We start from the raw sequence: 18,120 nt of genomic DNA on the forward strand, positions 1-18,120 counted from the left end.
ACCTCGTGGCCGGCGTCGAGACCGCGGGCCTCCTCGCCCCGATCGCGCAGGCGGTCGACGACGCGCGCGGCCCGCTCGGCGAGGCGGCTGGCGTCCTCGAGCGCGCGGACCAGGCCGCGACGCTCGTGCCGCCGATGCTCGGAGCCGACGGCCCGCGCACGTACCTCGTGCTCGTGCTCAACCCCGCGGAGCTGCGCAGCGGCGGCGGCATCGTCGGGTCCGTCGCGGTGCTGGACGCCGACGGCGGCCGCCTCGCGCTCGGCGACCGCCTCGCGAGCCGGACGCTGCCGAACGCGGGCGACGTCGACCCGGTGCTCGGTGCGGACGAGGTCGCCGTCCACGGCGACCGGCTCGGCAGCATCATGCAGAACGTCACGATGACCCCCGACTTCCCGCGCGCGGCCGAGCTCGCCATCGAGCACTGGGAGGCGGCGGGCGGCGCCCCGGTGGACGGCGTGCTCGCGGTCGAGCCCGTCGCGCTGTCGTACCTGCTGGGTGTGACGGGGCCCGTGACCGCACCCGACGGCACGGTCCTGGACGCCGACGGCGCCGTGCGGGCCCTGCTCCACGACGCCTATGTGCGCTACCCCGAGCAGGACGCGACCGACACGTTCTTCGCCGACGCGGCCGCCGAGGTGTTCGCCACGATGGTGACGGCCCCGGGCGACGCGCCGGGCCTGGTCCAGGCCTTCGGCCGGTCGGTCGGCGAGCGACGGGTCGCCCTGTGGTCCGCCCACGCCGACGAGCAGGAGGTCCTCGGCGCGACCCCGCTCGGCAGCGCGTTCTTCGGCGCCACCGCGGCCGACCAGGCCGGGGTCTTCCTCGACGACGGGACGGGCACGAAGCTCGACTACTTCCTCGACATGGACGTCACCGTGAGCTGCGCGGACCCCGTCCCCGGGCAGGGCGTGCGCGCGGTGCTCGTCGTCGACCTCACGTCCCACGTCCCCGCCGACGTCACGGCGCTGCCTACCTACATGGCGACCGACGAGCACGGTGAGCCGTCGCTGGGCGTCATGCACACCAACCTCACCTTCTACAGCCCCGCCGGTGGCCGGGTCACCGAGATCCGCAGCGACGGCACGGCGGTCGGGGCGCGTCGCGCCACCGAGGCCGGCCGCGACGCGGCGGTCCTCACGTCCACCCTCGCGCCGGGTGGCACGGCACGGTACGAGGCGGTCGTGGAGCTCCCCGACGGTCTGTCGACGCTCGGTGCGTGGCGCACCCCGGGCCTGGAGGGAGCGGGCACCGTGGCGCCCACCAGCTGTCAGAGCTGACTGCCCGCGAGGGCTCGACGGCCGACTCAGGGGACCGGCCGTCCACCGTCACCCGATCGATGCGCGACATCGTGCGCGGGTGGTGACATGATGACCCGAGATGTCCGATATGCCCGGCCCCCCGACGGGCGGATCGGCGAGAGGGAGAGACTGAGATGAAGCGATTCTGGCGTTCCGCAGCGGCGCTGCTGCTCGCGCTCGCAGGAGCACTGACCATGGCCGGCACGGCGAACGCCGTGATCGCCGACTGCGAGCCCGGCTCCGGGTACTCGGCGCAGGGGGTGTGCTCGCTGACCGTCGACGCGACGCCCGTCTGCACCGGCTCGGGCACGCCGCAGCTCGAGTACGTGGCCACCGCGCAGGGCACGACTGCGAGCGCCATGACCCTGACGTGGGTCAACCCGACCGGCCCCGACGTCGTCCAGACCGGTCTGCCGCTCACCGGCTCGGTGGCGTGGCCGTCGGGCAGCTGGGCGGACGGCTCGGTCGAGGTGGTCTTCGACGTGAACCCGACGGCCGTCGTGACGGTCGCGCACCCGTCCGGTGCCGCGTGCGTCACCGGGGTCTCCCAGGTGCTCAGCGCGACCGGCTCGGACACGATGCCGCTCGTCGCCGGCTCCGCCGCGCTGGTCGGCCTCGGCCTCGCGGTCGTCCTGGTCGCGCGCCGTCGCCGGTCGGACGCCCCGGTCTGACCGACCCGCACGACTCCCGGAGGCCTCCCGACCACGTCGGGGGGCCTCCGGCCGTCTCACCCGTGTCTCACCCGTGCGTCGGCGCCGGCGGACCCGGCCCGTCACCGCCGGTGGGCTCGCCCCGTCAGCGTCGATCGAGCCGCCCGGCCCGACCGGGCCCGTCAGCGCCCGTCAGCGCCGGTGGACGGAGCGCAGGCCGAGCGCGACGGCGACGCCGCCGATGACGATGAGCACGGGCACGAGCAGGAAGGCCTGGTGCGCGCCGAAGCTGTCGGCGAGCGTGCCGAGCAGGAACGGCGCCACGGCGACCGCCGCGCCGGTGCCGACGGACGCCCGGGCCTGGGCCTCGTCCGGCCGGCCGTCGGAGGCGCGGAGGGTGAGCGAGATCGTCAGGGGGTAGTGGGTCCCGTAGCCGAGGCCGGCCAGCACGAGGCCGGCGACGGCGAGCCACGGCGACGTCGCGAGCCAGAACAGGAGCCAGCCGGCGCCGGCGAGGGCGAATCCCACGAGCAGGATCTTCTCGGGCGCCTTGCGCGTCGAGAGCGGGCCGACGACGAGCCGCGAGAGCGTCATGCCGGCGACGAGCGCCGAGATGCTCGCGGCCGCGAGCGCCGGCGGTGCGTCGGTGCGCTGCGCGAGCAGGTCGGACGCCCAGAACGTCGTCGCGAACTCGATCGCGACGCCGCAGAGCATGGCGACCCAGAAGAACCAGAACGTGCCGCTGAAGCCGCGCGAGGGCGCGGTGGTCGAGCCGTCGGCGGCCGTCGCCACGGCCCGCGAGACGGAGCCGCGGCCCATGGCGCCGTCCACCTTGATCGGCAGCAGCAGGAGCGCCGCGGCGACCGCGAGGACGGCGACGAGGGCGACCGCCGGCCGCCACCCGAGACCCGAGCCGACGGCGGCGCCGAGCGCGAGCGGCGCGAGCAGGCCGACCATGGCGCCCATCGCGTTCGCCTCGGTGACGGCCGCGGGGCCCGCCGCACCGTTGTGCACCGAGAGCGCGGGCTGCGCCGCCGAGATCATGAGGTTGCCGCCGACGGCCGTGACGAGGCACGCGACGAGGGTCGCGGGCAGCGTCGCGCCCGTGAGCAGCAGCACGATGCCGGCGCACAGCACGACGCCGCCGAGGATCGCCTGGTTCTTGCGGCCGAAGCGGCGGGCGACGTGCGAGCTGACGAGGCCCGCGGCGATCGTGCCGCACGCCATCGCCGTGCCGTGCAGACCGGCCTGACCGCGCGTGATGCCCTGCTCGTCGGCGATGAGCGGCACGGCGGGGGAGAAGCCGTACAGGAACCAGCCCCACGTGATGAACGGCGCGTAGAGCGTCAGCGTGAGGCGGTCGCGCACGAGGCGCGGCCGCTCCGCCGCGGGCGCGCGGTCCGTGCTCACGCCAGCCGTTCGACGACGTGGTCGACGCACGCGGTGAGCGCCTGGACGTCGGCCGGGTCGACGGCGGGGAACATCGCGACGCGCAGCTGGTTGCGGCCGAGCTTGCGGTACGGCTCGACGTCGACGACGCCGTGCCGGCGCAGCACCCGGCACACGGCCGCGGCGTCGACGGCCGCGTCGAGGTCGACCGTCCCGACGACGGCGCTGCGCGCGGCCGGGTCGGCGACGAACGGCGTGGCCCACGCACGCTCCTCGGCCCACCGGTACAGGTGGCCCGACGACTCCGCGGTGCGCGCGACCGCCCAGGGGAGGCCTCCGTGGCCGAGCATCCAGTCGAGCTGCTCGGCGAGGAGCACGAGCGTCGCGATGGCCGGCGTGTTGAGCGTCTGGTCCTGCCGCGAGTTCGCCACCGCCGTCGTGAGCGAGAGGAACCGCGGGACCCAGCGCTCGCCCTCGAGGCGCTCGGCGCGCTCGACGGCGGCGGGCGAGAGCGCGGCGAGCCACAGGCCGCCGTCGGCCGCGAAGCTCTTCTGGGGCGCGAAGTAGTAGACGTCCGTCTGCGCGACGTCGACCGCGAGCCCGCCCGCCGCCGACGTCGCGTCGACGAGCACGAGGGCACGGTCGTCGAGGCCGGCGGGGCGCTCGACCGGCGCCGCGACGCCCGTCGAGGTCTCGTTCTGCGGCCACGCGTAGGTGTCCACCCCCGGCTGCGCAGCCGGGCGGACGAACGACCCCGGCTCGGCGGTCCGCACGTCGGGCTCGGCGAGGAAGGGGGCGCGCGCCACGGCGGTCGCGAAGCTCGTGCCGAACTCGCCGTAGGCGCACAGCTGGGCGCGGTCCTGGACGAGGCAGAAGGTGGCGAGGTCCCAGAACGCCGTGGAGCCGCCGTTCCCGAGCGCGATCTCGTAGCCGTCGGGCAGGGCGAACAGCTCGCCGAGGCCCTCGCGCACGCGCCGGACGAGGCCGCGCACGGGCGGCTGGCGGTGCGACGTGCCGAGCAGCGTGCGGCCGACGGCGGCCAGGGCGTCGACCTGCGCATCGCGCACCTTGGAGGGGCCGGATCCGAAGCGACCGTCGGCGGGGAGCAGGTGCGCGGGCAGCTCGATCCGGGTCTCGTCGGTCACCCGACGAACTCTAGGCGGCGCGGCACGGGCGCCGGCCGCGCGGCCGTGCGGGGGAGCGGGGTGAGACCGGGATGTGGACGCGCGCGGACGCCGGGTGGCCGCCCCGGACGGTGGCCCGGCGTGCTCGGCCGGACCCGTAACCTTGGGGCAGACCGCCGACCGAGGAGGACGCCCGCGTGAGCGACCTGATCGACACCACAGAGATGTACCTGCGGACCATCTACGAGCTCGCCGAGGAGGGGATCGTCCCCCTGCGTGCCCGGATCGCGGAGCGTCTCGGGCACTCGGGTCCCACGGTGTCCCAGACGGTCGCCCGCATGGAGCGCGACGGGCTCGTCGTCGTGAGCGGCGACCGCCACCTCGAGCTCACCGAGGCGGGTCACCTCAAGGCGACGCGCGTGATGCGCAAGCACCGCCTCGCCGAGCGCCTCCTCACCGACGTCATCGGGCTCGAGTGGTCGTTCGTCCACGACGAGGCGTGCCGCTGGGAGCACGTGATGAGCGACCGCGTCGAGCGCCGGCTCATCGAGCTGCTCGACCACCCGCAGCACTCGCCGTACGGCAACCCGATCCCGGGCCTCGCCGAGCTCGGCGAGGACGGGCCGGCCGAGGGCTTCCTCGACGGCGTCGTGTCGCTGATCGCCTACGCGCGCGCCGCCTCGGTGTCCGACGGGACGCCCGCGGACGTCACCGTGCGCGCCGTCGTCGGCCGCCTGGGCGAGCCGCTGCAGACGGACACGGACCTGCTCGAGCGGCTGTCTGCCGCAGGCGTCCTGCCCGGTGCGGAGATCACGGTCGAGCGCGGCCAGGGGATCGTGACCGTGGGCGCGCCGGGTGCGGACATCGTGCTCGACCTGCCCGACGACGTCGCACGGCACGTCTTCGTGGTCTCGCCCGCCTGAGCGCCGGGCACCGGAGCGTCCGGGCCGAGCGTTCAGACCGAGCGTCCGGGCTGAGCGTTCAGACCTGAGCGTTCAGACCTGAGCGTTCGGGCCTGTGGGATACCGCACACGTCCGGACCGTGACCTGAACGTGACATCCCGGCATCCGCTGGGTACTGTCGGCTTGCTCCACGACCCCTCCTCGTGGCGCCCTCGGACGGAACGCCTAGTCCTGCCACCGTCCGTGGTCCGCAGAACTCGCTGGCAGGAGCGGGGGAACCACCAGTTTTCGGGCACCACCGGAGCGATCCGGCCGGGGCCCTTGGGGTGAAGCCGCGTGAGTGCCGGTCGACTCGTCGGCCGGTGTGATCGAGGCCGGGTGATCTCCCACCCGAACCCGACAGCTCACCTCGTAGGCGTCGGAGAGGTACCGCGTGTCTGAGACCCCCCAGCGCGCACGGCATCGCGCCGCGCGCCGCCCGCTGACCCCGCTCGACGACCTGGCGACCGCCGCGACCGGCAGCCTCGCGACCGTGGGTCGCCGCTCCGCCGTCGTCGCCGCGTCCGGCGGGCTCGTCATGAGCATGACGCTCCCGGCCTCCGCGGCCCAGGTCCGGACGGCTCCCGCCGACACCCCCGGGTCCGTCCCGGCCGTCGACGTCACCGCCCTCACGGCCGAGGCCCGCGCCGCTCTCGCGACGTCGCCCGTCGTGTCGGTGCCGACGGACGCCGCGTGGGGCTTCACCGCCCCGGCGATCACCGTGACGCCGAACCCCGAGCCCGAGCCGGAGCCGGAGCCCGTCGTCGAGCGCGCCGCCTCGCGGTCCGCCGCGCCGGAGCGCACCGCCGCCCCGCAGGCCGAGGCGCCGAGCAGCAACGTGCCGCAGGCCGTGGCCGGCAACGCCGTGCTCGAGGTCGCCGCCCGCTACGTGGGCGTCCCGTACGTCTCCGGCGGCACGACGCCCGACGGCTTCGACTGCTCGGGCTTCACCTCGTACGTCTACGCGCAGCTCGGCATCACGCTGTCGCGCAGCTCGGCCGACCAGCGCTACGCCGGCACGGTCGTCTCGCGTGCGGACGCCCAGCCGGGCGACCTCATCTGGTCGCCGGGTCACGTGGGCATCTACGCGGGTGGCAACCAGCAGATCGACGCGCCCCGCCCGGGCAAGACGATCCAGTTCCGCGACATCTGGCAGAGCAACCCGACGTTCATCCGGGTCACCGGCTGACCCGCTGACTGCTGCGGGCCGGGCAACGGCGCCCGGACCTCCACGACGGCTCTCCACCTCCCGGTGGGGGGCCGTCGGTGCGTCCGGCTCAGGGCAGCGACGCAGGCAGGCCGCAGGCCTCGGCGAGGCCGTGGTCGAGGAACGACGTGATCTCCGCGATCCGGCCGTCACGCATCGTGAAGACGTTGAGCGACCAGGCCCGGTACGTCCCGGACGCGTCGTCCCACAGGTAGCTGAGCACGCCCGGCTGGCCGTTGGCGCTCGCGGCCCGGTGACGCCAGGCGCCGCACGTGGTCAGCGGAACGCGCGTCGCGAAGTCGGTCACCGCGTCCAGGCCGCGGTACCAGTGGCGCAGCGGCGGCATGGACCACGTGACGTCCTCGGTCAGCAGCGCGACCAGGGCGTCGGCGTCGCCACGCTCCATCGCCGACGAGAAGCGCGCGACGACGTCGCGGAGCCGGGCGTCGTCGTCCGCGGTCTGGTGGCGCGGGGCGTCGGGCGTCAGCGTCGCGACGGTCTGGCGGGCGCGCTGGAGCGCGCTGTTGACCGAGGCCGTCGACGTGTCCATGACGTCGGCGATCTCGGCGGCCGAGAAGCCGAGCACCTCGAACAGCAGCAGCGCGGCGCGCTGGTTGCCGGGAAGGTGCTGCAGGGCCGCGACGAACGCCAGCTCGACGGCCTCCCGCTGCTCGTACCGCGCCTCGGGCGCGGACCGGCCCGCGGGCAGGTGCGCGTCCGGGTAGGGGCCGAGCCACGCGACGTCGGTCACGGGCGGGTCGCCGAGCACGGCGTGGTCGCTCGAGGGGCCGAGGTCCATCGGCAGGGCGCGCCTGCCGCGCTGGGCGACGAGGTCGAGGCAGGTGCGCGTGCTCACGGTGTAGAGCCAGGTGCGCAGGCTGCTGCGCCCCTCGAAGCGCGGCAGCGCGCGCCACGCGCGGACGAGGGCGTCCTGCAGCGCGTCGTCGGCATCGTGCACCGAGCCGAGCATCCGGTAGCAGTGGGCGTGCAGCTCCCGGCGCAGCGGTGCGACGAGCCGCGTGAAGGCGGCGTCGTCACCCGAGCGGGCGAGCGCGAGGTCGGCCTCGGCCGCGACGGTCGTCACGACGTCCTCCAGCAGCGATGAGTCGGGTCCACCCCGTGAGTCTCACCCACGACACCGCCCCACGACGAGCCCCTGGAGGACCCCGATGGCATCTCCCGCCACCCCCGCACGCACCGGCGCAGCCGGAACCAAGGACCGCACCGCCGCCGGCACTGGCGGTGCGGCGGGCTCCGGCGCCGCGGCGACGGGTCGGCCGCTCGACGCCACGTTCTCCGCGCCGATCGAGAAGGACGGCGCGTTCCCGACCTTCCTCGCCCTGCCCGGATCGGCCGAGCTGCTCGGCACGCGGGCCGCGGTGAAGGTCGAGGGCACCCTCGACGGCGTCCACCCGTTCGCCGCGACGCTCATGCCCTCCGGCCAGGGCCCGCACTGGCTGCCGCTGCGCGCGGCCCTCTGCAAGCTCATCGGCAAGAGCACGGCCGGCGAGGTGGTCACCGTGCACCTCGAGCACCGCCTGAACTGACGCGCCGCGCCGGAGAACCGGCCTGACCGTGCGCCTGCCGCACCGCTGACCTGACGCGCCGCGCCGGCGAGGTGGTCACCGTGCACCTGCAGCGCCGCCGGACCTGACGCGCCGCGCCGCGTCGGAGAACTCGCCTGTGCCGGTGCGGCGCCTCCGCGTACGCTGGCAGCGCTGCTCCACCAGCCGAGCCCGGCAGCCAGCCGGGTCCGACCGTCCTGGTCAGGGAGACTGCCGTGCGTCAAGACACCGCGACCGCCCGCGGGGGTGTGGCCGCGCGGCCGCACCACCGCCTCGCCCCCGCCGATCCCGTCCACACCACCCGCTACCACGACGCGCCCGACGAGCACGTCGCCTCCGCAGCGAACCTGCGGCGGGTGCTGCTGCTCAACGCGAGTCGCGAGCCGCTGTGCGTCGTCAGCGTCCACCGTGCCGTGACGCTCGTGCTGAGCGGCAAGGCCGTGGTGCTCGAGGAGGACACGGCCGTGCTCCGCTCGGAGCACCTGACGCTGCCCGCGCCGCAGGTCCTGTGCCTGACGCGGTACGTCCACGTGCCGTACCGCAGCGCCGTCCCGCCCACCCGGCGCACGGTGCTGCAGCGCGACGGTCACCGGTGCGCGTACTGCGCGGGCACGGCGGACACGGTCGACCACGTGCACCCCCGCTCGCGCGGCGGGCGGCACGAGTGGACGAACGTCGTCGCGGCCTGCGCGCGCTGCAACCACCGCAAGGCGGACCGGCTCCTGTCGGAGATCGGCTGGCAGCTGCTCGTCACGCCCGGCATCCCCCGCGCGAGCAGCGCGCTCATCGCGGCCGCCGTCCGCCCGCACCCGTCCTGGACCGCCTACCTCGCCGCCTGACGGCTGACCATCGGATCACGGCGTCCGGCCGGTGCCACGACGCGTCTGCGTGCTGAACCGTGATCGAACACACCGTGGGACGCGCCCCACGGGCGAGCGCGGAGCGGCAGACTGGGGTGCAGCCGAACTGACGGGGAGGCGCACATGAGCCACGACGACGTGGTCCTGGTCGGCATCGACGGGTCGCCCGCGAGCCTGCAGGCGGCGGACTGGGCGGCCGAGCTCGCCCGCACGCACGGCTACGGCATGCACCTCGTGTGCTCCTACGCCGTGCCGTCCTTCACCGCCGCCGCGCTCGACGGCGGGTACGCGGCGCTCGACGACACGGCGATCGCCGACGGCGCGCGGGCGGTGCTCGACGAGGCGGTCGAGCGCGTGCGGCCCACCGGTGTGCGGGTCACCTCCGCGGTCGCGACCGGCGACGCCGCGGCGGTGCTCGTCGACCTCTCACGCGGCGCGGCGGCCGTGGTCGTCGGCACGCGGGGGCGCGGTGGCTTCGCCGAGCGGCTGCTCGGCACGGTGTCCTCCGCGCTGCCCGCCCATGCGCACTGCCCGACGGTCGTCGTGCCTCTGCGGCAGTCGCCCGACGGCGATGCCGAGGCGCCACGGACGCCGCGCGTGCGGCGGATCGTGGTGGGCGTCGACGGGTCGGCTGCGGCCGAGGTCGCGCTCGAGCGGGCGATCCGCGAGGCCGAGGCGTGGGGCGCCGAGCTCACCGCCGTCGCCGGCGTCCCGGTCGGCACGGGGGCCGGGATCCTCGCGTGGCTGCCGTCCGCCATCGACCACGAGGCCGTGCTGCGCGACGTGGCGGAAGGGCTCGACGTGGTCGTCGACCGGGCCGTCGCCAAGCACCCGGGGGTCGAGGTGCGCCGCCACGTGCTCGACGGGACGGGTGCGGCGCTCCTCACCGAGTTCTCGACGGCCGTGGACCTCGTCGTCGTCGGCTCCCGCGGGCGCGGCGGCTTCGCGGGCCTCCTGCTGGGCTCGACGAGCCAGGCCGTGCTCCACCACGCCGCCTGCCCCGTCATGGTCGTCACCCGGCGCTGCGACGACCGCGCCGACGCCGAGACCCTGGGTCGCCGCCCGGGCTGACGGGGCGCCTGCGGGCGCGTCGCAGTTGCGGACCACGTGCGTCACGCGCCAGGGTCGCCGGGTGACCGTCACGCGGCTCGAGGACCGGGTCGTCGTCATCACGGGCGTCAGCCGTCGCATCGCGATCGGGGCCGCGCTCGCCCGGCGGGCCGTCGCGGACGGCGCGGCGGTCCTGCTGCACGGCTGGTCGCCGCACGACGCCGACCAGCCGTGGGGTGAGGACGTCGGGGGTGCCGAGGCGCTCGTGGACGAGCTCCGGAGCTCGGGGGGCAGGGTGGCGCACGTCTCGCTGGACCTGGCTGACCCCGCCGCGCCCGCCGCCGTCATCGCCGCCGCGCGGGACGCCTTCGGCCACGTCGACGCGCTGGTGGCGAACCACGCGCGCTCGAGCGCGCAGGACCTCGAGCACCTCACCGCGCAGGAGCTCGACGCGAGCCATGCGGTGAACACCCGCGCGACGCTCCTCCTGGCGCAGGCGTTCGCCGCCCAGCACGACGACGCGCGCCCCGGAGGTCGCGTCGTCCTGTTCACCTCCGGGCAGTACCACGGCGCGATGCCGGGCGAGCTGCCCTACATCGCCTCGAAGGCGGCCCTGCAGGGCGTGACGAGGAGCCTCGCGGTGCACCTCGCCCCGCGCCGCATCACGGTCAACTGCGTCGACCCCGGCCCGAACGACACGGGCTACGCCGACGCCGACGCGCACGCCGCCGTCGCGGCGGCGATCCCCGCCGGGCGCTGGGGACGCCCCGAGGACACCGCGCGGCTCGTCGCGTGGCTGCTGGGCGACGAGTCCGCGTGGGTCACGGGTCAGACGATCGCGTCCGACGGCGGTTGGTCAGCACGCTGACGCCCCTCGTGCGCTGACGCGGTTCGCCGGCTGACGTCATTCGTGCGCCGGGGTCGTGCCTGACGGGGTCAGCGCGCAGACAGGTCCCTGCTGGCGGCCGTGCGGGGTGCGGCGGGGTCTGCGCTGAGCGACGCGACGTAGGCGTGCGCCTCGTCGACGGCCGCGCGCCACGCCTCGCGGCCGTCGCCGGACCTTCCCGGGAACGGCACGGACACCCACTCCTTCATGGTCCGCGTCCCCAGCGTCACGGGATGGGCGGACCCGTCGGCGACGGCGGCGTCCGCACGCGCGCGCGGCAGCTTCACGATCAGGTCGTCGTCGCCCCCGACGAACGCGAAGAACGTGCCCCCGACCTTGAGTCCGGGGCTGTGCAGCATCAGCCCCTCCTCGACGGCGGGCGACCCGCGGAGGTGCTCGCTCACCTCCGTGAGCAGCAGGTCTCCCGGGCGGGCGGGACGTTCCTTGCGGGCCACGTCAGCTCCTCGTGCGGTAGAGGCGCATCGTGATCGGTGCGCAGACGGCGGTGAGGACGGCCGACGCGACGAGCACCCAGGAGACCTGCCCGAACGTCGCGGTGCCCGCCATGAGGCCGCGGATCGCGGTGACGAGGTGACTCACCGGGTTGATGCCGACCCATGTCTGGAGGAAGTCCGGCATGGTCGCCGGGTCCGCGAAGATGTTGCTCGCGAAGGTCAGCGGCATGAGCACCATCATCGAGGTGCCCATCACCGCGTTCGGCGACCGCATCACGAGGCCGAGCGCCGTGAAGATCCAGCTCAGCGAGAACGCGAACACGAGCAGCAGCGCGACGCCCAGCACGACGCCGACCACGCCGCCGCCCGCCCGGAACCCGAGCAGGAAGCCGAGGCCGAGCGTGATGACCGACGCGATCGTGTAGCGGACCGTGTCGCCGAGGAGCGCGCCGACGATCGGCGCCGGACGCCACACGGGCAGCGACCGGAACCGGTCGAAGACACCCTTGGTGATGTCCGTGTTCATGGTGAAGCCCGTGTAGACGGTGATGATCAGCACCGTCTGCACGAGGATGCCGGGCAGCAGGTACTGCAGGTAGGCCTGCACGTCGCCCGCGATGGCTCCGCCGAAGAGGTAGGTGAACATCAGCGTGAAGATGATCGGCGTCAGCGTGACGTCGAACAGCTGCTCGGGCACGTGCTTGATCTTGAGCAGCGCACGCCAGCCGAAGGTCAAGGCGTTGGCGAGCGCCCCTGGCGGCCGCGGCGACTCGCGCGGCGCGATCGCCGCCCGCAGCGGGTTCAGCTCGGGCACCGGGACGCCGTCGACCCGATGCCGTTCCCTGGTCACCGTGCTGGTCGCCGCGCTCGTCGCCGTGCTCGTGACGCTGGTCCGGACGCCGCTCGTGGCGTTGCTCCCGGCACTGCTTCTGGCGTCCGCGGTGCCCGTGCCGCTCACGGCGCCGGACGGGTCCTGGCTGGTCATCGTGCCGCCTCCTGCGTCTCGCGCTGGTCGGTCGGTCCGCTCCCGGCCGGCTCCTCCGCCGGCGGGCGTCCCGTGAGGGCGAGGAACACCTCGTCCAGCGTGGGCTGGCCGAGGGAGATCTCCGCGACGTCGATCCCGGAGTCGAGCAGGGCGGGGAGCAGCGCCGCGGCGTCGCGTGGGCTGTCGACGCGTGCGGAGAGGCTCAGCGCGTCGCCCCCACGCTGCACCTCCACGCCGAGCACGCGTTCGGTGACCTCCTCGGCCCTCGCGCGCTGGTCCGGCTCCGCCACCCGGAGGTGCACGGCGCCCGAGCCGACGGACGCCTTGAGCTCCGGTGCGGTGCCCTCGGCGATCACCTTGCCGTGGTCGATCACCGCGATCCGGTCGGCCAGCTGGTCGGCCTCCTCGAGGTACTGCGTCGTGAGCAGCACCGTCGCGCCGTCGTGCACGAGGACGCGGACGATGTCCCACACCTGGTTGCGGCTGCGGGGGTCGAGGCCCGTGGTCGGCTCGTCGAGGAACAGCACGCGCGGACTCGTGACCATGCTCGCCGCCAGGTCGATCCGACGGTGCATGCCGCCCGAGAACGTCTTGACCTGACGCTGCGCCGCCTCCTCGAGGTCGAACGCGTGCAGCAGCTCCGCCGCACGCTCGCGCGCCGCCGCCCGCGAGTAGCCGTAGAGCCGCGCGATGAGGACGAGGTTCTCCGTGCCCGTGAGGTCCTCGTCGACGGAGGCGAACTGACCCGTGAGACCCACGAGGCTGCGCACGGCGTCGGCGTCCTTCTGCACGTCGTGGCCGAGCACGTGCGCCGTCCCCGCGTCCGGCCGCAGCAGCGTCGCGAGCATGCGGACCGCCGTCGTCTTGCCCGCCCCGTTGGGCCCGAGGATCCCGTAGACGGAGCCGGTCGGCACCGCGAGGTCGATGCCGTCGACCGCCTTGGTCTGCTTGAAGTGCTTGACGAGTCCGTGCGTCTCCACGGCGAGAGTGGTCATGCGGCCATGGTGCTACCGACCACCGACACGCAACAGGCCTTATGCCCGGTTCGTCCCCACCGGCGGCACGTCCGGCCGCCTGACCAGCGGCGTCAGCACGACGGTCGACCGGGTACGCCGCACGAACGGCTCGGCCGCGATGCGCTCGACGACGTCGTCGAGGTGCTGGACGCTGTGCGCGCGCACGTGGACGACGGCGTCCGCCTCGCCCGTGACCGTGCTCGCGGCGATCACCTCGGGGTAGCGCTCGAACGCCGCGCGCATGGTGGCCGGGCTGGTCCGGCCCGCGCAGTAGACCTCGACGTGGGCCTCGGTCGCCCACCCCAGCGCGGCCGGGTCCAGCCGCACGGTGAAGCCGTCGATGACGCCGCGCTCGCGCAGGCGGTCGACGCGCCGCTTGACCGCGGGCGCCGAGAGGTTCACGCGCGCGCCGATGGTCGCGAAGCTCGCCCGGGCGTCACGCGCGAGGTGGTCGAGGATCGCGGCGTCGATGCGGTCGAGGGCGGCCGTCGACCCGGCTGGTGGGTCCACGCTCTGCACCCGCCCAGCATGCCGGACGCGCGCTCACCGGGACGACGCCTCACGTCGACGCGCCGGGGCCGGGCGCGCCGCGCGAGCCGACCCGCGCACGCCGTCCCGGCGGCGGGCGCGTTCGGGTCGCGACCTTGGAACCGTCGACGTTCACTGGGGTGTGGCCGGGGTCCCCCGGTCGATGCCGGACGGAGGAGGACTGCATGGGCATGGACGACATGACCGAGAAGGCCAGTGACGCGGGCATCGACAAGGCCGGCGACGCCGCCGAGAAGAAGGCAGGCGGGCACGGCGACCAGGTCGACAAGGCCCAGAAGGCAGCCGACGACAAGATCGGCACCTGAGCGCTCGCCCGATCTCGCGACAGACGGCGCCGCCCCGCGTTCTCACGCCGGGCGGCGTCGCCGCGTCCGGGCCGGCCTCGCGACCACCCCGGAGGACCCGGGGTCAGACCAGCGCGTCGGCGAGCTGGTCGAGCCCCCAGTCGAGGTCGTCCTGCGTGATGGTCAGCGGCGGCGCGAGCCGGACCGTCTGCCCGTGCGTGTCCTTGACCAGGACCCGACGCGCGAGGAGCCGCTCGCTGAGCGCGCGCCCCGTGCCGCCGTCGGGCGCCAGGTCGATGCCCGCCCACAAGCCGGCGGTCCGCGCGGCGACGAGCGAGCCGCGGGCGACGAGCGCGTCGAGCCGCTCGCGCAGGTGCAGCCCGAGCTCGGCGGCGCGCTGCTGGTGCTCACCCGTCTCGAGCAGGCGCACGACGGCGAGCCCGACCGCGCACGCGAGCGGGTTGCCGCCGAACGTCGAGCCATGCGTCCCGGCCGTGAGCACGCCGAGCACGTCCGCGCGGCCGACGACGGCGGACACGGGCACGATGCCGCCGCCGAGCGCCTTGCCCAGCGTGACCAGGTCCGGCCGGACGCCGACGAGGTCGGCCGCGAGCGTCGTCCCCGTGCGGCCGAGCCCGGACTGGATCTCGTCGAGCACCAGCAGGACGTCGCGCTCGTCGCACAGCGCGCGCACGGCGGGCAGGTAGTCGGCGGGCGGGATGATCACGCCGCCCTCGCCCTGGATCGGCTCGAGGAGGACCGCGACGGTCGTCTCGTCGACGGCGTCGGCGAGCGCCGCCGCGTCGCCGTACGGGACGACCCGGAAGCCGGGCGTGTACGGGCCGAACCCACGCCGGGCGTCGTCGTCGGTGGAGAACGAGATGATCGTCGTCGTGCGGCCGTGGAAGTTGCCGTCCGCGACGACGATCGTGGCCTGCTCGGGCGCGACGCCCTTGACGTCGTAGCCCCACTTCCGCGCGGCCTTGATCGCCGTCTCGACCGCCTCCGCGCCCGTGTTCATGGGCAGCACGAGGTCCATCCCCACCAGCCGCGCGAGGCGGTTGGCGAAGGACTCGAGCAGGTCGTGGTCGAACGCGCGCGACGTGAGCGTCAGCCGGTCGAGCTGCGCGTGCGCGGCGGCGACGAGCTCCGGGTGCCGGTGGCCGAAGTTGAGCGCGGAGTAGCCGGCGAGCAGGTCGAGGTGCTCGACACCGGCGACGTCGGTCACCCACGAGCCCTGACCCGAGGCCAGGATGATCGGCAGCGGGTGGTAGTTCTGCGCGAGGTGGCTGGTGAGCACGGGGGTCGTCCCGGTCGTCATGTCAGGACCGGATCTCGAGCGTGCAGCACTTCGCGCCGCCGCCGCCCTTGAGCAGCTCGGTGGTCGCGACGGGGTGGACCTCGAACCCTCGCTCGGTCAGGGCGGCCTTGAGGTCGACGGCCGCTGGGGCGACGACGACGTGCAGCCCGTCCGAGACGGCGTTGAGGCCGAGCGCGACGGCGTCGGCCTCCGTCGCCATCACGGCGTCCGGGTAGCGCTCCGCGAGCACCGCCTGCGACGCGGGGGAGAAGGCCTGCGGGTGGTAGGCGACGAGCTCGTGCCCGGGGCGGCTGTCGAGGACGGAGAGCGCCGTGTCGAGGTGGTAGAACCGCGGGTCCACGAGCTCGAGCGTGACGACCTCGCGACCGGTGAGCCGGGCGAGCTCGCCGTGCGAGGCGGGGTCAGTGCGGAAGCCCGTGCCGGCGAGGAAGGTGTCGCCCACCAGCAGGATGTCGCCCTCGCCCTCGTTGACCTCGGCGGCCGTCTGCGTCATGTAGCCGTGGTCGGCGAACCACTTCTCGTACAGCGGGCCCTCGGGCTGGCGCTCGGGGTAGCGGAACTTCGCCGAGTAGACGAGGCCGTCGACGACGGTCGCGCCGTTGGCCGCGAACACCATGTCGGGCAGGCCGGGCGCGGGGTCGATGAGGTCGACCGTGTGACCCCAGGCGAGGTAGGTCTCGTAGAGCGTCTCCCACTGCGCGACGGCGAGGTCGCGGTCCGTGAGGCGCGTCTTGTCCATCCAGGGGTTGATCTCGTAGCTGACCGTGAAGTGGTCCGGGCGGCACATGAGGTAGTGCCGGGGCGTCGCGGTGCGCTCGGTGGGTGACGTGGCGGTCACCTCGGAGAGCTGGGTCAGGTCGGTCATCGGGGTTCCTCGCTGCGGTCGGGGTCCGGCAGGATCGCGGCCCGGCAGCGGTGCCGGCCTCGCTCCGAGGCTAGGGGTGAGCCGCTCGTCGGAGCGGATCACAATCCTGCGCGTCGGCCCGCGATCCGTTGCGCGCTGAGCCGCCCTGGCGGCGATTCGTTGCGCGTCCCCACGCGCATGCCTGCCGCACTGCTGCCCGGCCTCTGCTCTGGCCTGCCTCGCTGCCCTGCCTCCGCCCGACCTGCCTCGCTGCTCTGCCTTCGCCCGACCCGCCCGGCCATGCCCGCCACCGCGCGACGGCCGTGAGGGCGACCGTCCCCCCGAGGTCGACCGTGCGCTCGGTCGACCTCGGTGCGGACGACCGCCCTCCCGATGGGTTTACACCGCCGCGTGCGCCAGGAGGTCGCCCAGCACCTCCGCGAACTCCTCCGGGTGCGTCGCGAAGCCGTGGTGGTCCCCGGGGAAGCTGATCGGCGCGGTCCCGAGCAGGCGCGCGAGCGCCCACGACGTCGGGTGCGTGACGAGGCGCTCGGAGCCCTCGCCGACGCCGACGACGACGCGCGCCGTGCCGTCGGTGAGCGCGGCGACGTCGGGTGCGTAGCGCGTCGTCGGCAGGATCTCGTGGGCGAAGAAGCGCGACCCGTCGGCGACGTCCTGCGCCGAGGGCTCGCCCGGGCCAGGTCCCGCGCCGCCGTCGTCGCCCCCGAGCGCACCGTCGCCCTGCCCGGCCTCGTCGCCGTCGTCCCAGCCGGCCTGACCCAGGAACGCGACCATCGCGGCCCCGAGCCCGTCGCGGTGGAAGGTCTCGACCAGGGCCTCGGTCGCGGCGGCCTGCTCCGCCGCGTCCGGCAGGAGCGTGAGCAGCGGCGGCTCGTGGGCCACGAGCGTGCGCACGCGCCCCGGGTGGCGCGCCACGAGCGCGAGCCCGGCGACGGCCCCACCGCTGCTGCCGACGACGTCGGCCTGCTCGGCGCCGAGCGCGTCGAGGAGCGCCGCGAGGTCGTCGGCGCGCAGCTCGGGGGTGGACGGTCCGTCGGGGTCGTCCAGGCGGCTGCGGTTGATGCCGCGCGGGTCGTGCGTGACGACCGTGCGGTCGCGGGCCAGCAGCTCGGCGAGCGGCTCGAAGATGCGCGCGTCCATCGGGGACGCCGTGAGCACGAGCACAGGTCCGCTGCCGCGGACCTCGTAGTACAGCGTCCCGCCCGGGACGGCCAGGGTGTGGGTGGTCGTCATGGTGATCCCTTCTCGGCAGCCGGCCGTGCGCCGGCACCAGTGGGACCGAGCGGGAAGCCCGCACTCATCGCCCCGCCCCGTCGACCTTCGCGCGTTCGTGTCGGTCGGGGGAGGCGCCGGGGCCGGAGGAGCGGGGCGTCAGGTGCCTGCGACCGCGGGGGTGTCGGACCCACCCGTCGCCTCGGCGGCGACGCGGTGGAGCACGAGCCGCAGCATCGCGACCATCGTCGGCGCCACGAGCGCGGCGCCGACGGGCACGGGCAGCGCGCGGACGTAGGTGCGCTCGACCCACGTCAGCTCGCAGTGGCGCGGCCCGAGCGGCCGGACGCGCACCTCCGCCTCGCCGAGGAGCACGGGCCCCTCCTTGCGGTAGACCGCGACGCCGTCGTGCGCGGGCTCCCGGCCGTGCGCGGGCCGCGGCGGGTCGAGCCGCTCCACGAC

At 74.9% G+C, this 18,120-nt stretch carries 20 protein-coding genes and 1 riboswitch; of the genes, 9 read left to right on the plus strand and 11 right to left on the minus strand.

Annotation, left to right across the window (positions count from 1 at the left end):
• Positions 1-1,277, plus strand: a 1,277-nt coding sequence (locus tag ICW40_RS10530; RefSeq protein WP_221653780.1) for a DUF4012 domain-containing protein, incomplete at its 5' end; no start/stop codon positions are given.
• A 155-nt stretch (positions 1,278-1,432) separates the two neighbouring features.
• Positions 1,433-1,969 (plus strand): hypothetical protein, encoded by a 537-nt coding sequence (locus ICW40_RS10535; protein ID WP_221653781.1) that lies wholly within the window; start codon positions 1,433-1,435, stop codon positions 1,967-1,969.
• Positions 1,970-2,140: 171 nt separating this feature from the next.
• On the opposite strand, the gene ICW40_RS10540 is transcribed toward ICW40_RS10535, so the two are convergent.
• Both ICW40_RS10540 and serC read right to left on the minus strand, forming a co-directional pair.
• Entirely contained in the window at positions 2,141-3,358 is a 1,218-nt protein-coding gene (locus ICW40_RS10540; protein WP_221653782.1) for an MFS transporter, read from the minus strand.
• Complete coding sequence (gene serC, locus ICW40_RS10545) at positions 3,355-4,482, minus strand: phosphoserine transaminase (RefSeq protein WP_308121738.1); 1,128 nt, start codon at positions 4,480-4,482, stop codon at positions 3,355-3,357. The genes ICW40_RS10540 and serC overlap by 4 nt, the downstream gene beginning before the upstream one ends.
• Positions 4,483-4,658: 176 nt before the next feature.
• Here serC and ICW40_RS10550 point away from each other — a divergent pair, with 176 nt between their 5' ends.
• Both ICW40_RS10550 and ICW40_RS10555 read left to right on the plus strand, forming a co-directional pair.
• Complete coding sequence (locus ICW40_RS10550) at positions 4,659-5,384, plus strand: metal-dependent transcriptional regulator (protein ID WP_221653783.1); 726 nt, start codon at positions 4,659-4,661, stop codon at positions 5,382-5,384.
• Between the two features lie 219 nt (positions 5,385-5,603).
• Positions 5,604-5,795, plus strand: a riboswitch (cyclic di-AMP (ydaO/yuaA leader).
• Between the two features lie 2 nt (positions 5,796-5,797).
• Positions 5,798-6,592 (plus strand): C40 family peptidase, encoded by a 795-nt coding sequence (locus tag ICW40_RS10555; RefSeq protein WP_221653784.1) that lies wholly within the window; start codon positions 5,798-5,800, stop codon positions 6,590-6,592.
• An 88-nt stretch (positions 6,593-6,680) separates the two neighbouring features.
• Here the strand turns inward: ICW40_RS10555 and ICW40_RS10560 are convergent, their stop codons facing one another.
• Positions 6,681-7,694 carry a sigma-70 family RNA polymerase sigma factor gene (locus ICW40_RS10560; RefSeq protein ID WP_221653785.1) on the minus strand — a complete coding sequence of 338 codons (1,014 nt, stop codon included), beginning with the start codon at positions 7,692-7,694 and terminating at the stop codon, positions 6,681-6,683.
• Between the two features lie 85 nt (positions 7,695-7,779).
• Between ICW40_RS10560 and ICW40_RS10565 the strand changes: the two genes are divergently transcribed.
• The 4 genes from ICW40_RS10565 to ICW40_RS10580 all read left to right on the plus strand — a co-directional run bounded on the left by ICW40_RS10565 (position 7,780) and on the right by ICW40_RS10580 (position 10,953).
• A complete protein-coding gene (locus ICW40_RS10565) occupies positions 7,780-8,157 on the plus strand; it encodes a DUF1905 domain-containing protein (protein WP_221653786.1) in 378 nt (125 codons plus the stop codon).
• 233 nt (positions 8,158-8,390) lie between these two features.
• Complete coding sequence (locus ICW40_RS10570; protein ID WP_308121739.1) at positions 8,391-9,014, plus strand: HNH endonuclease; 624 nt, start codon at positions 8,391-8,393, stop codon at positions 9,012-9,014.
• Positions 9,015-9,158: 144 nt separating this feature from the next.
• Positions 9,159-10,106 carry a universal stress protein gene (locus ICW40_RS10575; protein WP_221653787.1) on the plus strand — a complete coding sequence of 316 codons (948 nt, stop codon included), beginning with the start codon at positions 9,159-9,161 and terminating at the stop codon, positions 10,104-10,106.
• 61 nt (positions 10,107-10,167) lie between these two features.
• Positions 10,168-10,953 (plus strand): SDR family oxidoreductase, encoded by a 786-nt coding sequence (locus ICW40_RS10580; protein WP_221653788.1) that lies wholly within the window; start codon positions 10,168-10,170, stop codon positions 10,951-10,953.
• A gap of 68 nt (positions 10,954-11,021) precedes the next feature.
• Here ICW40_RS10580 and ICW40_RS10585 read toward each other — a convergent pair whose 3' ends face one another.
• The 4 genes from ICW40_RS10585 to ICW40_RS21545 are packed head-to-tail and all read right to left on the minus strand — an operon-like array spanning position 11,022 to position 13,937.
• Positions 11,022-11,426, minus strand: coding sequence for a hypothetical protein (locus ICW40_RS10585; RefSeq protein ID WP_221653789.1), 405 nt, complete (start codon positions 11,424-11,426; stop codon positions 11,022-11,024).
• A 1-nt stretch (position 11,427) separates the two neighbouring features.
• Positions 11,428-12,411, minus strand: a complete 984-nt coding sequence (locus tag ICW40_RS10590; RefSeq protein ID WP_221653790.1) for an ABC transporter permease — start codon at positions 12,409-12,411, stop codon at positions 11,428-11,430.
• Positions 12,408-13,406 carry an ATP-binding cassette domain-containing protein gene (locus ICW40_RS10595; RefSeq protein WP_221653791.1) on the minus strand — a complete coding sequence of 333 codons (999 nt, stop codon included), beginning with the start codon at positions 13,404-13,406 and terminating at the stop codon, positions 12,408-12,410. The genes ICW40_RS10590 and ICW40_RS10595 overlap by 4 nt, the downstream gene beginning before the upstream one ends.
• Before the next feature lie 39 nt (positions 13,407-13,445).
• Complete coding sequence (locus tag ICW40_RS21545) at positions 13,446-13,937, minus strand: Lrp/AsnC family transcriptional regulator (protein ID WP_221653792.1); 492 nt, start codon at positions 13,935-13,937, stop codon at positions 13,446-13,448.
• A 203-nt stretch (positions 13,938-14,140) separates the two neighbouring features.
• Between ICW40_RS21545 and ICW40_RS10605 the strand changes: the two genes are divergently transcribed.
• Positions 14,141-14,281, plus strand: a complete 141-nt coding sequence (locus ICW40_RS10605) for an Rv0909 family putative TA system antitoxin (protein ID WP_221653793.1) — start codon at positions 14,141-14,143, stop codon at positions 14,279-14,281.
• Between the two features lie 103 nt (positions 14,282-14,384).
• On the opposite strand, the gene rocD is transcribed toward ICW40_RS10605, so the two are convergent.
• From rocD to ICW40_RS10625, 4 genes are all read right to left on the minus strand, one after another.
• The gene (rocD, locus tag ICW40_RS10610; protein WP_221653794.1) at positions 14,385-15,581 is read right to left on the minus strand and encodes an ornithine--oxo-acid transaminase; all 1,197 of its coding nucleotides are present in this window, start codon (positions 15,579-15,581) and stop codon (positions 14,385-14,387) included.
• Position 15,582: 1 nt separating this feature from the next.
• A complete protein-coding gene (gene ddaH / locus ICW40_RS10615) occupies positions 15,583-16,446 on the minus strand; it encodes a dimethylargininase (RefSeq protein ID WP_260459068.1) in 864 nt (287 codons plus the stop codon).
• A 378-nt stretch (positions 16,447-16,824) separates the two neighbouring features.
• Positions 16,825-17,679 (minus strand): alpha/beta fold hydrolase, encoded by an 855-nt coding sequence (locus ICW40_RS10620; protein WP_221653795.1) that lies wholly within the window; start codon positions 17,677-17,679, stop codon positions 16,825-16,827.
• 138 nt (positions 17,680-17,817) lie between these two features.
• Positions 17,818-18,120, minus strand: a 303-nt coding sequence (locus ICW40_RS10625) for a hypothetical protein (protein ID WP_221653796.1), incomplete at its 5' end; no start/stop codon positions are given.

This window comes from Actinotalea ferrariae, from assembly GCF_019733465.1.
In the GTDB taxonomy this organism is placed as follows: Bacteria; Actinomycetota; Actinomycetes; order Actinomycetales; family Cellulomonadaceae; genus Actinotalea; species Actinotalea ferrariae_A.